The 15,854-nt window shown below is 37.4% G+C and carries 13 protein-coding genes and 1 pseudogene; 11 read left to right on the top strand and 3 right to left on the bottom strand.

What is annotated here, in order from left to right; genetic code table 11:
- The first annotated feature begins 678 nt into the window (after window positions 1–678).
- From FXW07_RS19280 to FXW07_RS08390, 5 genes are all read left to right on the top strand, one after another.
- Window positions 679–801, top strand: a complete 123-nt coding sequence (locus FXW07_RS19280) for a hypothetical protein (RefSeq protein ID WP_255678980.1) — start codon at window positions 679–681, stop codon at window positions 799–801.
- 299 nt (window positions 802–1,100) lie between these two features.
- Window positions 1,101–1,226, top strand: a complete 126-nt coding sequence (locus FXW07_RS08405) for a desulfoferrodoxin FeS4 iron-binding domain-containing protein (protein ID WP_048120120.1) — start codon at window positions 1,101–1,103, stop codon at window positions 1,224–1,226.
- Between the two features lie 215 nt (window positions 1,227–1,441).
- Complete coding sequence (locus FXW07_RS08400; RefSeq protein ID WP_229395051.1) at window positions 1,442–1,672, top strand: DUF2180 family protein; 231 nt, start codon at window positions 1,442–1,444, stop codon at window positions 1,670–1,672.
- 27 nt (window positions 1,673–1,699) lie between these two features.
- A complete protein-coding gene (locus tag FXW07_RS08395; protein ID WP_229395050.1) occupies window positions 1,700–1,921 on the top strand; it encodes a DUF2180 family protein in 222 nt (73 codons plus the stop codon).
- Between the two features lie 263 nt (window positions 1,922–2,184).
- Window positions 2,185–2,529 (top strand): carboxymuconolactone decarboxylase family protein, encoded by a 345-nt coding sequence (locus tag FXW07_RS08390; protein ID WP_048120117.1) that lies wholly within the window; start codon window positions 2,185–2,187, stop codon window positions 2,527–2,529.
- A gap of 57 nt (window positions 2,530–2,586) precedes the next feature.
- Here FXW07_RS08390 and FXW07_RS08385 read toward each other — a convergent pair.
- A pseudogene (locus FXW07_RS08385) lies at window positions 2,587–3,558 on the bottom strand (IS110 family transposase); the annotation flags it as partial.
- 357 nt (window positions 3,559–3,915) lie between these two features.
- On the opposite strand from FXW07_RS08385, the gene FXW07_RS08380 reads away from it, so the two are divergent.
- Genes FXW07_RS08380 through FXW07_RS08360 form a run of 5 tightly spaced genes read left to right on the top strand, consistent with a single transcriptional unit; the run spans window position 3,916 to window position 10,119 of the window.
- The gene (locus FXW07_RS08380; RefSeq protein ID WP_229395049.1) at window positions 3,916–5,589 is read left to right on the top strand and encodes an ABC transporter substrate-binding protein; all 1,674 of its coding nucleotides are present in this window, start codon (window positions 3,916–3,918) and stop codon (window positions 5,587–5,589) included.
- Window positions 5,567–6,427 (top strand): class I SAM-dependent methyltransferase, encoded by an 861-nt coding sequence (locus tag FXW07_RS08375; RefSeq protein ID WP_229395048.1) that lies wholly within the window; start codon window positions 5,567–5,569, stop codon window positions 6,425–6,427. The genes FXW07_RS08380 and FXW07_RS08375 overlap by 23 nt, the downstream gene beginning before the upstream one ends.
- 28 nt (window positions 6,428–6,455) lie before the next feature.
- Window positions 6,456–7,439 carry an ABC transporter permease gene (locus FXW07_RS08370; protein ID WP_229395047.1) on the top strand — a complete coding sequence of 328 codons (984 nt, stop codon included), beginning with the start codon at window positions 6,456–6,458 and terminating at the stop codon, window positions 7,437–7,439.
- Window positions 7,436–8,395: an ABC transporter permease gene (locus FXW07_RS08365; protein ID WP_229395046.1), complete on the top strand. Its 960-nt coding sequence runs from the start codon at window positions 7,436–7,438 to the stop codon at window positions 8,393–8,395. Before FXW07_RS08370 ends, FXW07_RS08365 begins: the two co-directional genes overlap by 4 nt.
- 2 nt (window positions 8,396–8,397) lie before the next feature.
- Entirely contained in the window at window positions 8,398–10,119 is a 1,722-nt protein-coding gene (locus FXW07_RS08360; RefSeq protein WP_229395045.1) for an ABC transporter ATP-binding protein, read from the top strand.
- Between the two features lie 1,723 nt (window positions 10,120–11,842).
- On the opposite strand, the gene FXW07_RS08355 is transcribed toward FXW07_RS08360, so the two are convergent.
- Together FXW07_RS08355 and FXW07_RS08350 are read right to left on the bottom strand one after the other, a co-directional pair.
- The gene (locus FXW07_RS08355) at window positions 11,843–12,970 is read right to left on the bottom strand and encodes a glycosyltransferase family 2 protein (protein WP_229395044.1); all 1,128 of its coding nucleotides are present in this window, start codon (window positions 12,968–12,970) and stop codon (window positions 11,843–11,845) included.
- Between the two features lie 80 nt (window positions 12,971–13,050).
- Window positions 13,051–14,133: a glycosyltransferase family 39 protein gene (locus FXW07_RS08350; protein ID WP_229395043.1), complete on the bottom strand. Its 1,083-nt coding sequence runs from the start codon at window positions 14,131–14,133 to the stop codon at window positions 13,051–13,053.
- Window positions 14,134–15,422: 1,289 nt separating this feature from the next.
- Between FXW07_RS08350 and FXW07_RS08345 the strand changes: the two genes are divergently transcribed.
- Window positions 15,423–15,854: hypothetical protein (locus tag FXW07_RS08345; RefSeq protein WP_229395042.1), on the top strand; the 432-nt coding region annotated here is incomplete at its 3' end.

The raw sequence follows: 15,854 nt of genomic DNA, 5'->3' as shown, positions 1-15,854 counted from the left end.
CAATCTGTAAGATATAAGACTCTGTTAGTTCTATGATCGGAAGTATTTCCTCTCCTGTTCCTCTTTTTATTTCAGTCGAATATCCCAATAACTTGTTGCGGAATGCGCCAGCGCAACTTTGATTTACCCACTTGACATAAAATTTATTTTAAAAAATCTCAATGCGTAGGTTTTGTTGTAATGTCTGTGCACAAGGAAAAAATGATATTATACAGATAATCAGCATACTTTATTAATATAAAATTATTTTCCGGCTTTAAAATATTTTATGCTAAACTGTCTTTTGTTAAGAAACAATTTTTCATATAAATAATTTAAAATAATTAAGAGGATAATTGAGTAACTACTGGGAGAATTATTTATTGTAACATAAAAGAATTTGATTGATTTCAGTTAATTACTAGCAGAATCAATCTCAAATTTTGTGATCCCAGGATAATGAAATATCTAAATTGTGTATATATTCTCAAATTTGATTCAGTTGATGTCTTATTGGTCATAAGGAGGGATGGGAAAAAACTGTCAATGTATTTAAAAAAGTTGGCAGGAGCAATCTGAACATAACATGAAAATTGAGAATCATAAAAATTGGAAATCATTTGAAAGTTGATAAATTTGATCAAACTATAATAATCTATAAAAATTGTTAAAAGTATAACTAATTTAGGAGTTGAATCTATGACCCATCATGAAAAAGAAAAGAAGGCAGAAACAAAGGAAGAAGAAGCAAAAGTTGAGCCGATACGCCCCTCTGAACAAAGGGGAGGTAAAAAGAAAGGGCTTCTTGACACCTGCAAGTAAGCAGGCTCTCGCTAGTGGGTGAGTCCTTAATAAAATCAGAAAACAAGCACGTTCCATATTTATGAAAAACATGAAAAGATAATAGTGCCTTGTTCTTTGATAACCTTTTTACGGTACATAAAGACATATGTCTTTTAAGATCTCACCCATAGCAAACTTAATTTTTTGTTATTAAAGTTTTCAGAGAATTGGCTTTGAATTTTTGGATTGTTCTCTAAAAACGGAATAAGTCTAGCAACAGGAAAGTTTAATTAAATTGCTTTGAGATAATAACTTAAAGGAACAGGAGTGAAAGGTTTATGGGTGTATCTGCTAAAGGGGAAAGATATCTTTGTGAGATATGCGGTAACGAAGTTGTAGTAGAAGAAGTAGGTGGAGGAACTCTTGTTTGTTGTGGACAGGAAATGACTCTTGTTGAGGAATAAAATCATCCGTATAACTTAATTAATAAATTATACTTTCATGCATTTAGGAATGATTCAAATATAATATCAAAGGTTTTTGTTGCCAAAAATGATTATTTAGGGAAATGTAACTGCAGATCAATTCCCAAGCTGAAAATTTGAAGTTATATTTTTATCATTCCTTAACCAAATTTTCAGATAAATAAACAATTTTTTTCTTACCTGGAGGAAAGCTTATGAAATGCTATGAATGCGCTAAAGAAGGTAAAGACACGGACGCCGTTGGGATTTGTATTGCGTGTGGTAGAGGGGTTTGCAAAGAGCATCTTATCCGCGAGGAAACTCCTGTCTGGGAAGGAAGTTATCCAATTGAACTGAAGCCTGACATTGAGCACATTAAAAGAATTATGTGCTACTCTTGCCATGATGCCCTGAAGGAAAACTGTCTATTTAATGAAGTTTGTTGATAATGGAGTTTGTTGAGGTGATAAAAAATGCTGAAATGTTATGATTGCTCTGAAGAAAATAAAGTAAGTGAGGCAGTAGGAGTTTGCATTGTCTGTGGAAAAGGTCTCTGCATGGATCATATCAAAGAAGTAGAGTTACCTATGAAAGGAGGATATCCACTTCCCCATTTGACACTAAAAAAAGATCTTCCCAGAATGATGTGTCGTGAATGCATTGAAGCCACTATTGGGGACATCGGCTGCGTCTAAAAAGCTGGTTTCGAAATTTTTACAGTTTGTCCATCAGACCGAAGGATTAGTTCCAATTTAATTTATTGGCATTATTTCTTTGCCCCTAATTTCTTTGCCCCTAAGTACTAATCTAGAAGGGTTGAAAATCGGTCAGAACGGGCTTAATCAAAGATTCATCTATAAATTTATAGTTGTGCAGTTCTTTATTTACCAGTCAAGTCTTAATATAAAAAGAAATGTCTGATATTTCTACATATTATTCTATAGGTAGGTGACATAATTTGGCAGACCATAAAACAGTAGAGAGTATAGAAAAGAAAATGGGATTTAAGCCCCAGATCTTAGAAACACTTGAAGAACTTGATCCTGAGTTTCTTACAAAGTACAGACGTTGTGATGGAAAATTATTATCTGACGGGGCTCTGCCTGCAAAAACAAAAATCCTTATGGCTCTTGCAGTTGTGGCATCTAAGCAGTGTGAGGCCTGTACAGTGGCGCAGATGAAAAGTGCTCTTAATCATGGAGTCACTAAAGAAGAAATCATGGAAGCCATGGAAGTTATCTTTATCACCTCAGGAGCTCCCGCTGTTGCTGCTTGCCGAGAAGCTCTGAAATTATTGAAATAAAACACTTAAAACATTTATTTAATTTATTTAGCATGAAAGTACATGAAGATATCTTCCTCATGTACTCTCTCGTCCCTCTTTTCCCATAATTGCGAATATTCCACTAATTATTTTAATCCGTTCATCAACCGAGAATATCTCAGTCTCAACAATCTTTCTCTTTTGAATTTCTCCCTTTTTATATCCTTTTTCATCTTCGTACATCTCATCCTTTGTGATAAGATGCCATATTATTGTTGCAATTTTCCTTGCCAGAGCAACGATTGCCTTAGAATGTCCAATCGACTTCTTTTTCCTGTTAAAAAACTCTTTTAACTTGCTATTTTTCGTTCTTGCTGCTGCCTGAGCAATCTGTATCAGAATCCATCTTGCTGTTTTCGATCCTCTCTTTGTGATTCTGCCGTTATAGTATTTATCTGCAGATTGATACACATTTGGAACCAGACCAAGCCATGAAGCAAGTTTATCTCCCGATAAAAAATCCCTGAAATCACCTATTTCAGCAATAAGAGTTGCCGCACCAAGCTCTCCAATACCTGGAACTGACATCAAAATTTCCATTTCCCTTTTATGCTTTTGATAAGCATAATTGAAAATTTCCCTTTCCATAACTTCAATTTCATCATCTAAATGTTTTATAAGGTTCAGGCATATCTGAAGTCTGATTGCAGCACTCTGGGAGATTTCTCTGTCCAGAATATCTCTTATCTGAATACCTTTTTTCTTTACATTTGAAGAAAGTGATTCTATAATATGATCAACATTCTTACCTGAAGAGATTCCAGCTAGAATTGCTCTCCCATTTTTTCCAAAAATATCAGTAAGTACATCACCCAGATGTAACATTTCGGAAGAAAGGATAGCATGAGCTTCATTTTTAATATCGGTTCTTTTCCTTACAATAGTTAGTCTGAACCTAACGTATGACCTGAATTCTCTATGCCTTTTCGGAAAAACTCTTGATGGTTGAACCATCTTATTCAATGCAAGTTGTGCAATTACTTCTGAATCTATTTTGTCCGTTTTTTTACATTTATAAACCTCTATGATTTTGATTACGTTTTGCATTTTTTCCGAGATTTCTGTAGAGCCATGAATGAGAGTATTCTTTGGGTTATGCAGATGGAATTATAATTCTGGATGAAAGTTCAGTGAAAAGTAATTCTTTTTTGGCAAGAACTATATTTTGAACGGGTTGACTTTGTTTTGGGAAATTCTTGTCAAATTAATATATTTTTTTGGGAGTTTATTTAATAAAGTTTTTTTATTTCAAATACATTTAGTAATACTCTTATAGTTTTAAGTAATAACACGTAGGCGTTATTAGTATCTTTATTCCTATTGCAGGTGATTAGGCAGGTTAATTCACAAAATAGGTGTTCTTTGATGGAGAAAAAAAAGTTATTATTTTCTATTTTCCTGATAGCCCTGATTTTAATGACAGCGGGCTGTACTAATAAGGACAGTGCTCAGGCAGGGACATCGGCTGAAAACAGTTCTGATCAGACCGGGGCATTGGTTGAGAACCCTTCCAACGGATCAAAGTATGTGAATGTTGTTAATCTAAGTGGAGGAGATTGTGGCTATCCACAGCCATTTACGATATATCCGAGGGGTCCGGGGTCATCAAAAGTTGGAATGATCTTTGACAGTCTGTTCGAAAGGGATGAAAAAGGTATAATTCCCTGGCTGGCTGAAAGCTGGGATGTCAATTCAAATGGAACAGAATATACAATTTATCTCCGTGACGGTGTCAACTGGAGCGATGGAGTGCCTTTTACAGCAAATGATGTTAAATTTACTTTCGATTATGAGCAGAATAATGTACCCATAGCAGGTGGAATTGAGTCCGGTATTATAGATAATGTTCAGGTAGTGAATTCCAGTACAGTCAAATTCGTACTTGCTCAACCTGTTTCGACATTCATATATAAGCTTACGAGTTTTAAAATCATACCTGAGCATATATATGAAAATGTCTCCGATCCTACCAGCTTCCTTGATCCAGAAGCAGTCATTGGTACTGGCCCGTTTCTTCTTGATGAGTACAATAAAGAGCATGGAACATATCGGTTTGTAGCAAATGAGAATTTCTGGGGACCAGAGCCTGTCGTTAAAGCCGTCGAGTTTATTCCGGTCAGCGACTCATTAATAGCTTTTGAACAGGGACAAATAGATTTCACAAGTATATCGCCTGATACTCTTGACCGGTTCAAATCAGACTCTGATATAAGAATAGTCCAGCAGCCGGCTTTCTGGGGTTACCAGTTTTATTTCAATATGAAAAACTGTCCTGAGCTAAATGACAGTAGAATAAGGCAGGCCTTTGCTTACGCCATTGATCGCGATGAACTGGTGGAAAAGATCGCAAGAGGTGCAGGGAAAGCCGGTAAAATGGGCATACTCCCTGAAGACCATATCTGGTATAACTCTGACCAGCCGAAATATGACTACAACCCGGATAAAGCTCGAGCATTGCTTGAAGAAGCCGGATGGACTGACACAGATGGAGATGGAATACGTGACAACAATGGGGAAAAACTGTCATATGTATTATCTCTTGCTAGTGGCGAAGTCCGTATTGGTGAACTTATAAAAGAGAGATTAAGTGAAGTGGGAATTGACGTTCAGGTAAAATCCCTTGAGAGCAAATCCCGTGATGCCAATCTAAAGAGCGGAGACTTTGAACTTGCGATAAGCGGCTTTGGCGGCTGGGGGGCAGACGCAGATTATCTCCGTACAAGGTACTGTGATACAGGTTCACAGTCAGGAAGTGTATCATCTGGAGCAGCAATATTTGGTTACCACAACGATACCCTGAATGATCTTGGCACCCAGGAATTGCAGGAATTGAACGATAGTAAACGAAAAGAAATAGTATATAATATGCAGACCGTGCTTGCTAATGATGTACCCGCAATACCGCTCTATTATACTATATCGTATGATGTATGGCGTATTTCAAAATATGACGGCTGGATGACCAGGTACGATCATCATGCGAGAACACAGTGTATTCTTTCGTATTTAGAGAGGGATGGAATTGCAGCAAAAAGATAACATGGATAACCTGATCGAATGCTGGAAAAAAGCTACAGGTAATGGGATGATCCAGGATGAGGGCAGGATGGCAGAGTTCTGGAACAAACGGTCTGGAAACTATGCCAATAACATTGAAAAAGATAACAGAAAAAAGAGGACCGATGAGATTCTCGAATTACTTGAAGAATCCGGCTTTACTCCGGAAGGTTCCAGAGTCCTGGATATCGGGTGCGGGCCCGGCACCCTCACTCTTCCTCTTTCAAAAATTGGAGCAGAGGTGACAGCACTTGATATCTCATCCGGAATGCTCGACAGACTGAAAGATGCTGTGAAAAAAGAGTCTCTTCCGGTAGATATCATTGAATGCTCCTGGTGGACCGCGGACATAGACGAGCTTGGATTCCGGAATGAATTTGACCTGGTAATTGCATCCATGACCCCTGGAGTAAAGGATATCGAAAGTTTTGACAAGATGATGGCTTGCTCAAAAAATCTCTGTTATTATAGTAATTTTTTGAGAAGAGAAGAGGACAGGGCATATCGTGATATAAGGAGTTCAATACTCGGTGAAAACTCTGCGAATAATATGAACGGTATAGTTTTTCCATTCATGTATCTTTATATCTCAGGCTACAGGCCACTGATCAGGGTTAACTATTCTAAATGGGATGAAAAAACAGACTGGCGAGAAACTGCAGACCAGGCAATAGATTTCATCGGAAGGGGACGCGATTTTGATGACGAGACAAAAGAAAAAATAAGAGATTATTATAAAAACGCCTCTGTGGATGGAATCTACCATTCTGAGTCTGATGTATATACCGGTATGATGACCTGGGAAGTTAACGGCAGATGATTGGATAGTAAAGGGGTAAGATGATTGGATGGTAAATGACAGGAATTCGTTTATTTTCAGGTTGTTATCAACACTTTTTGTAATTCTTGTCATTAATTTTTTTCTACCAAGGATGATGCCTGGAGACCCATTCTCAACCACTTCCGCAGATGAAGTTGGGGAAGATATTATTGTAATGACAGAGGAGCAGCATCTTTATTACATAAACTATTACGGACTTGACAGGCCGTTGCCCGAACAGTTTTTAGCATATATGAAAAACCTGATGACTGGCAATCTTGGGAGGAGTATTTATTACAAAATGCCGGTCAGTGACGTAATAGTGCTCCATCTTCCCTGGACTATATTGATTGTCGTGAGTGCTACAGTAATCAGTACAATCTCCGGTGTGATCCTCGGAACACTTTCGGCAAAGAACCGGAAGAAGGGGAGTGATAGAATTATGATGACGTGTATGATTGCCTTTGCAGAAATTCCCTCCTTTCTGCTTGGCCTGATCCTTCTTCTGATTTTTGGTGTATATCTCAGGCTTTTTCCACTTGCAGGTGCTGTTACTCCCTTTGCAAACTATAATGGTCTGGCAGAGCAGATACTGGATATATCGTACCATGCCTTTCTGCCTGTTTTGACTCTCTCACTTTCACAACTGACCGGCGTGTACCTGCTCACCAGAAACACACTGATTACAGTGACAACAAAGGATTACATCCGAACTGCCCGAGCCAAAGGTCTGGGTGAAAAAAAAGTTTGGATCCGGCACGCACTCCGAAATGCACTGCTCCCGGTAGTGACAAGAACAGGTTTTACGATCGGCATAATGATGGGAGGTGTTGTCCTAGTTGAGAATGTTTTTTCCTATCCAGGCATAGGGATGACACTCAGAAGTGCTGTAGTCGGCCGGGATTATCCGCTTATTCAGGGTATTCTCCTGGTAATTGCAGTTTCCATACTTATCTGCAACCTTCTGGTTGACAAAATATACGGGAAACTTGATCCGAGGGTTGTGATATGATAAAGGATACTGCTGCCTCTGGAAATGCCGGAATACTTTCGTTTGTTCAGGCTTTGAATATTGACCGAATTAACAGAATTGTTAGCAGTATAAACAGAATTGTCAGCAGTATAGTTAAGCCATTCTCCAGGTTCAGTACTGAAGGTAAAATTGGGATCTTTGGAATTCTCTGCATCATTTTAATGGCAGTTTTTGCTCCTGTGATTACAATTTATCCTCCTCAGAAGATCACAGGGGATTCACTTGAACCTCCCGGTCCCGGACACATACTTGGAACCGATGAACTCGGAATGGATATCTGGTCACAGATATGTTACGGTGCAAGAATGAGCCTTACAATAGGGCTTGCAGTAGCCTTTATAGCAGGTTTTGGGGGAGGAGCTATTGGAATACTGGCAGGATATAGTGGAGGGTACATTGATCAGGGCCTGATGAGAGTAATTGATGTAACAATGGCTCTTCCAAGCTTTCCTCTTCTTATTGTAATATCTGCTTTTCTTGGGCCAAGTATTCTTAACGTGATTCTTATACTTGTTCTTTTCAGCTGGGCCAAACCCGCACGTATTGCGCGTTCCCAGACACTGTCGCTAAAGAAGAACAGCTATATTATTGCTGCTCGGAACTACGGCGCAAAACCATTTTACCTGCTCTGGAGGCATATATTTCCTGAAGTTCTGCCTGTCCTTTTTGTGCTTGTTATCGGCATATCCTCACACGCAATCATAGCCGAAGCAGGACTTGCATTCCTGGGCCTCGGAGATCCTACTTCCAAGAGCTGGGGAATGATGCTTAATCATGCAACCAGTTTCCGTTCGATATATTTTACACCTTACTGGAAATGGTGGTTATTGCCTCCGTTGTTTATGCTCATTTTCCTCCTGCTCTGTCTTGCGTTCATAAGCAGGGATATGGAAAGGATACTGGATCCGAAATTAAAGATAAAAAAAGGGTTCTGATCATGAGTCTGCTCGAAATCAATGATTTTAAATGCCACTATCTGACTGACATTGATACTGTTAAGGCTGTTGACGGCATTTCTTTTGAGATTGAAGAAGGAGAAATTCTGGGCATTGTCGGAGAATCAGGAAGTGGCAAGACCACTGTTGCTCTCGGGATTATGGGGCTATTACCGGAAAATACAGCTATTTCAGGGGAAATTCTTTACAGGGATGAGCTAATCTCCTCTTTGCCTGAACCTGAAATGGACAAATTCAGATGGAAGGATATTGCAATAGTTTTTCAGAACAGTCTTGAGGTGCTGAACCCTGTTATGAAAGTGGGCGTTCAGGTAAGAGAACCGATGATAAAGCACCTTGATATCAGCCCTGAGAAAGCACAGAGTAAATGTGCTGATCTGTTCAGGAAAGTTGGTCTTGATCCTGAATGGATGGATTCATATCCGCATCAACTATCCGGTGGCATGAGACAGAGGGTTCTTCTGGCAATGGCTCTTTCATGCGACCCGAAATTACTGATTCTCGATGAAGTTACTTCTGCCCTTGACGCATTTACCCGAAAGGAAATCAGGGACCTTCTGGTCGACCTTCAAAAGAAGAACAGGTATACGATGTTAATGATCTCTCATGATATCACTTTTGTATCTTCTGTTGCGTCCAGGATTGCTGTTATGTATTCAGGAAGAGTTGTTGAAACAGGACCTGTAAGGGATATTCTCGTATCTCCCCGTCATCCTTATACAAGGGGCCTTGTCCACTCTACCCCGGATATTTTCGTTTATAAAGATTTATGGGGAATTCCCGGGGATGTTCCGACAGGAGATGAGTTTAAGGGTTGTCCTTTCAGCCCGAGATGTACACAAAAAATCGAGATCTGCAGTAAAGTTTCTCCGGTTCTGACGCCGATAGGAGATGGGAGGGAAATTGCATGCCATAGAGGGGGCATAGCAGACCTTCTGGTGGCTAAAAACCTGAGTTTCAGCTACCGTCTACCAGATGGAAAAGATCTTCAGGCAGTTGACAACGTTAATCTGGAAGTGAGGGAAGGAGAGGTTCTTGCAATTGTCGGCCAGACCGGTTCGGGGAAGTCGACCCTCGCACATATTCTTGCAAATGTAATAAGGCCCGAGTGCGGAGAGGTATTGTTTATGGATGGGAATGTTGTCGGGGGAAACTATGGAAGCAGGTTCAACGGTATTCAGATAGTATTCCAGGACCCATTCAGTTCAACCAGCAACAGGTTTACTGTGCTTGATGCAATCAAAGAGCCTCTTTATATCAATAAGATCGGATCCAATGGAGATAGACTGAAAATGGTTAAAAGTACCCTTGAACTTGTTCGTCTTCCCAGTACTGACAATTTCCTCAGTAAATATTGCGGGGAACTCAGCGGCGGGCAGAGGCAGAGGGTTGCACTAGCAAGAGCAATGGTTATGGAGCCAAAACTTCTTATTGCCGATGAAATAACTTCGGCTCTGGATGTTTCAACCTCTGCAAATATATTGCGTCTTTTAAAGGGCCTTCAGAACAGGAGAGGGTTTGCAATGATATATATTTCACACGATCTCTCCCTGACACTAAAGATTGCTGACAGAATAGCCGTTATGAATTCCGGAAAGATTGTCGAGATGGGAAATTCCCACGATGTGATGCTCTCACCTTCTGATGAGTATACAAAAAGGCTTGTGGGGTCAAGAATAGGACTGTGTTGTCATACTCATTAAGCATCATGATCTTTTTTAAAATTAGTAAATCATCACTGTTTATTACTGCGGGAGCGCAGAGGGTCACGAATACCCCGTCCTTTACAGGCTGCCCAACAATTACTTTTGGCAATAAAAGGATTCCTTCTTTTTTGATTTAAAGGTCTTATTTGCTTTATTTATATCACTTTTTATTACTACCAATAATTGTAGGACAGCCTGTTTAGGGTGGGGTGGCCGCCCGCAATTTGATTTTAAAGTCACAGGAATTTTGTAACACAGAAAACGCAGCCGGTCACAGAGTGATTCGGTCTGGATATTACAAACACGGTAAAAACAGAAAACACAGAAAACAAACATGATATTCTTTGAATAACATGCACAACCAATGAAAGCGCTTGCAGATGACAGTATTTTCATGCTAAACACAGAAAACACAAAAACACGGAAAACACAAAAACACGGAAAACACAAAAACACGGAAAACACAAAAACATGGAAAACACAAACACGGAAAACACAGAAAACACAAAAAACATAGAAAACACGGAAAACACAGAAAACACGGAAGAAACACGCCTTTACTAATTATTTCCGTGTCTTCAGTACTTTCCGCGGCTTTCAAAAAAACCGTTTTGGACATACTTGGAATCAATGCACTAGATTTTGGTACTGAGTCGTTGAAGATTATTCTACATAAAAAGGGTTATCTGATCGCCGTACACATCTTCAGTTACTTCTCCATACAACTTCACCAGTTTCCAATCACAGAGCTTTTTGTGTACTCCCCAAAATAGTTATAAATTATTTAGGGAGCAGTAATTGTAGAACAATACTATAGCGACTCTCTCAAGAAGCCATAGTAGCCTCAATATTTTCCAGCAGGAAAGCAACAAGAGTACACCGTTTATAGGTGTACTCTTGTTGTCATTTCCTCTCACCCCGTGATTTGACTCCAGAGACAGGATTAAGTAAACCTTAAACGTTTAAAGCTAACTTAATTAAGTCTCTGAGCATTTGGATTCAATTGGTTTTTCAGAGATCTTTGAACTCCATAATTTAATACTAATGCATTCTATATAAAACACAAAGTTTTTAGCTATATCATTAAACTATCAAATCAGATGTTTAATCTCTGATTTCGTATTTCATTGATAACACGTAATATGATAAACTATCTGGTATTTTGGATATAAAGTTATGTCCAAAAGTAAAATATGTACTATATTTTAGATTTCGACCCCCCTTAAAAATTAAACAGAATTTATTTTTCATAATATTGATTACGACATTAAATGGATTTTTTTGTCAAAGTTTTTTTCAGTAATATCTTTCAAACTTAGTTCCGCATTTTTAGGCACATAAATGTCGTTAGACATCGATACATGTGCTTAGACTTAGGCACATCATATGTAAGGTAAAATTTTTAAATCGCAATCCTCTGACCTCACAGAAATACAGAAAAGAATATAGGCGCCTAAAAAGGCGGAATTTAGGGTCGAAATGTAAATCTGATAGTGGCTTTGAAGAGAAATCCAAGCAAAAATCGCACTTCTTTGAAATAAAGTTTAACCATGGTTATCTTCGCTGAAATACAGAATGCTGACAAAGCCATGATTAAAGGAGGGATTCGGCAATACTTCGTACTGAATTTTCGTACTGAATTTTCGTACTGAATTTTCGTACTGAATTTTCGTACTGTGTTTAGCGGCACTTCTATGCTATGTATTCTTCTTTTCTTTTATTAGTAAGTTTTCAGTTTCCATGTAACATGTCTGTTCATAAGATAGTTCCAAAAAAAGACAATTACTATGCCTATGAGGTTTGAAACCAGATAATAGATACCAAAGAAATCTGTCAGGAAATACAGTACTCCTATATTAATAATAAGCCCCACAATTGAGATACACTGGAAAGAAAAGAATCTCTTAAATCTATTTTGTGTATATTTGTTGGCCGTATCCTTCAGTTTAAATGTCCAGTAGTCATTCAGGAAAAAATTACTCAGGATAGATATTTCGATTGCTACTAAACTGGATATAATATAATAAAGGCCTATATATTCAGTAAATAAATATAAAAACCCTACGTTGACCAGTACCCCGGACAATCCGACAAAACAGAATTTTCCCATTTTTTCCCATTCATTCCAGACATGGTTATTACGAAAAACAAGAGAATACTTAGCGATATTTGAAATTTGTTTTACATAGTCAGTTATGATGCAAAAAGTGAGCTTACTCTCTCCATTCTCCCGATCTGTAAATGTAAATGGGATCTCGACAACTGAATTCCATTTTCCTTTCCCAAGTACTTCCATCAGAATTTTATACCCTCTTGGGTGGAGTTGAGCTCCAGAGACCACTTTCTTTTTTAGGGCAAAAAATCCGCTTACAGGGTCTGTAATTTCAGGAAATAGTATTCTTCCGAGGCCAGTTGCTCCAAGAGATAAAATCCGACGTTTAAGAGGCCATTGTTTAATGCCTCCTCCTCGAGTATATCGACTTCCTATGACGATATCTGTCCCTTTTTTTATTTCTTCATAAAAAAGAGGAATTAATTCCGGAGGATGAGAAAAATCGGCATCGATTACCATAAAAGCGTTCGAATTTGCCTGCCTGAAGCCCTCAACTACAGATTGTGAAAGACCATGGTCTGTGTGCCTTACAATAATTCTCAGATTATTGTATTTCAGCATAAGCTCCTCGACAATTTTAATAGTTTTGTCGCGAGATTCGTCATCAACAATAAGAATCTCACCATGAATTTTATTTAATGAAAAGGTTGAATTCACAGCTTCGATCATCCTGGCAATATTGACCTCTTCATTAAAGGTGGGAATAATTACTGTTAGTTCATAATTAGAATACATTTTAACTCCAACTTGTGACTTAAATATAATAAGCAAAATAATAATCATGTACTTGTATGAAATTTATAAAAAATCTCATTTTATACCACCAAATTGAAACTATTAGTCCAGAAAACCATTAAAAAACCCTGGAGAAGAGCAAAAGATAGCGTAACAAGGTCTTCTGAAATGTGGTTTTTAGTAATGTCCGCAAAGAGTATGTAAATCGGAAAAATTACAAGAATAAAACGAGGCATGGACTGAATTCCTGTACAAAGTGGGACGAAAAGAGAATACATACAAAACAACCAGTAAGAAAACCGGATCTTTCTGTAAAACAATATAACTATAAAGATAGTAATAACGGCAAAAACTGCCTCGAAGGCTGTGCAAGTATTCCCATGATAACCGTTAAGTAGAGTCTCCAGAGGATTTCCAAAATGTCTTTGCCACATTACCTGAGCATGTGCAAAAGCCATGAAATCTCCAGTTAGGTGATAGTTAAAAATCATGAAAGAAATTGTGCCCAGGGGAATTAGGGAGAGATAAAACAGAGGCAGTATCTTATGCATGGAGTTTTTAAGGTTTTTTAAGTTTTCCTTATCTCTTATCAAGGGCATAAGGCCCTCGTAAAGTAAAGGTAAAATGATAAGAACACCAGTAGACCTTGTTAGGGATAAAAAGAACCCTGTGATTCCAACTATGTACCATTTACTTGTTCTGGCATAATAGAAACACATCAAAGTAAGAGTAAGATAAAGGGACTCGGTGAAAACTCCCGAAAGGATGAAAGAGACCGGAAAAAGAAGTAGATATTTTATTGATTTAATGGAGGTGTCTTCATCATAATCAAGCCTTACAAGCCGGTAAAGATAAACGCAAGAAATTATTAAACAAAAGTTTGATATTATTAAGCCGGCAAGATACTCATTTCCTGTAACCAGGCTTAAAAGTCTCATAAGTAAGGGATATAAGGGAAAAAATGCGATATTAGTCTCCTGTGAAATAACCTGACCCAGAGAAACTGGAGTGTAACCGGACTGAGAAATCTTCATATACCAGCCTGTATCCCAAACACCCCATATATCCAGCCAGACATGACCTATCCAGTTAGGTTGACAGGCGAATTGAGACTCTCCGTATACTGATAAAATTTTACGGGATATTACCCCGATTATACTCAAAATTATTCGCGTACTGAAGAACACCAATAGGATATATTTTATTTCAGGGACATGAGGTCTGTGTTTGGAAAATGAAATTGAGTTCATAAGATACTATTTCCTGTTCAATCCATGTTTTATTTTTGCATTTATTTTAAAACGCAAACATTTTAGCTCAGTAATACAAGCTTTATATCCTGAATTTTGCATTCACAAATCTTCAGAATTAAAGTGATCTTTTACTTTTTCAAGTGATCTTTTGCTTTAAGTGGAAACGATAAAACGTGTATGATAATAAATAAAAATATTCCATATATGTTGTCAGAGTCTGTTACAACCTGTTAATTTTTTGAGTTTAAGGTATAATTGTAAAATCTAAAGTTTATTTAATCTGACTTTCTGTTTTTAATGAAATATTAGTATAAATTTTAGTTAGTATGTGTGAATAAGAACATAGAAGTTAATAAATAAAAATATTATGTTTAATTTAACAAGATGGAACATTTTATGATCAATTCTATTTTCTCTTATTACAGTTTTTTATATTTATATTTTTTGAAAAATTAACACTGTTTTTTAAAGTGATTATCTTATAATATATATAGTATTAAAAGTGTTGCCGCAGTATTCAGGCAGGTATTTTTTCATGTATCTTTGTTTAAGTGAGGAAACGTGACAAATTGCGTTAATGCCCTTAACATTTATCGAATATTTTGTATATTATGAGCTGGACCCAGGTATCAATTTCATTTTAATAGGCCAAAATTTAAGGCCGGCTTCTAATGCAATATCAATAGCTTTCAGGCAAAAAAATTCCTTAAACGATGACCAATGAAGATCACTTTCTATTTTAATAAAAAAGATTGTGGAAACTGCAAATTGAAGCAAAAATCTACTGTTCGAGAAAGAAGGACAATTACCATCAGTGAACATTCTGAATTACTAAATAGAGCAAAAAATACTTTTACGGCTCTATATTATAGAAAAGGAAGTTTATAGAAAAGGAAGTACGACTTTTAGATATAAGATATATATAAATAGTTATGTTTACAAATAAATAGTTAATTTATACTACGCCAAAAATTACAGTGGGTCTGGTCATTGAGGGTGTTTTTCCTCTTAAATGCTGTCTTAAGATTTAGTAATCTTTATTCTCCAATTAATTATCATTAATGCTTAAATTTTGTAAACTTCTATATTAATTCTGAGATATTTGAACTTTTCTATTAAAAGAAAAACATGCTAATTTTTCATCAAGTTATGCCATTCATATTATGAGTAATATGAACAAAAAATATCTAAAGCTAGTAATGTTAAGTACATTAGGCTTGCTTTTGATTGCAAACACCGCTGCTGCAGACACCTATTTAAATTGGTGTGGTAAGGAGTGGTGGGTAAGAAGTGGAACTGGTAATCCTGGTGGTAACTACTGGAGCAGTTCCAGCAATAATGTTTGGATTGATGAAAACCAGAAACTACACCTTACAATCCAGAAAGTCGGAGATACCTGGTATTCAACAGAAGTTGACACAACGTCCACTGACTATAGCTATGGTGTATACAAGTGGACGGTTTCATCACCAATACTGAATCTCGATCCGAATATTGTAGCTGCTATGTTTTTCCGCCATAACGATACCAATGAGATAGATATTGAAGCTACTCAGTGGGGCTGGATATACAGTGACAGACTTAGTTATAGTGYCCAGCCAAATGCATACCAGAGTGCAATAACTTATGAC

The organism is Methanosarcina sp. DH1 (assembly GCF_020804205.1).
In the GTDB taxonomy this organism is placed as follows: domain Archaea; phylum Halobacteriota; class Methanosarcinia; order Methanosarcinales; family Methanosarcinaceae; genus Methanosarcina; species Methanosarcina vacuolata.
This window is presented reverse-complemented; position numbering and strand designations above follow the sequence as displayed.

Coding starts and splice junctions, on each gene's coding strand:
- FXW07_RS19280 (WP_255678980.1), top strand. CDS start 679: ATGACCCATCATGAAAAAGAAAAGAAGGCAGAAACAAAGGAAGAAGAA.
- FXW07_RS08405 (WP_048120120.1), top strand. CDS start 1,101: ATGGGTGTATCTGCTAAAGGGGAAAGATATCTTTGTGAGATATGCGGT.
- FXW07_RS08400 (WP_229395051.1), top strand. CDS start 1,442: ATGAAATGCTATGAATGCGCTAAAGAAGGTAAAGACACGGACGCCGTT.
- FXW07_RS08395 (WP_229395050.1), top strand. CDS start 1,700: ATGCTGAAATGTTATGATTGCTCTGAAGAAAATAAAGTAAGTGAGGCA.
- FXW07_RS08380 (WP_229395049.1), top strand. CDS start 3,916: ATGGAGAAAAAAAAGTTATTATTTTCTATTTTCCTGATAGCCCTGATT.
- FXW07_RS08375 (WP_229395048.1), top strand. CDS start 5,567: ATGGAATTGCAGCAAAAAGATAACATGGATAACCTGATCGAATGCTGG.
- FXW07_RS08370 (WP_229395047.1), top strand. CDS start 6,456: ATGGTAAATGACAGGAATTCGTTTATTTTCAGGTTGTTATCAACACTT.
- FXW07_RS08365 (WP_229395046.1), top strand. CDS start 7,436: ATGATAAAGGATACTGCTGCCTCTGGAAATGCCGGAATACTTTCGTTT.
- FXW07_RS08360 (WP_229395045.1), top strand. CDS start 8,398: ATGAGTCTGCTCGAAATCAATGATTTTAAATGCCACTATCTGACTGAC.
- FXW07_RS08355 (WP_229395044.1), bottom strand. CDS start 12,970: ATGTATTCTAATTATGAACTAACAGTAATTATTCCCACCTTTAATGAA.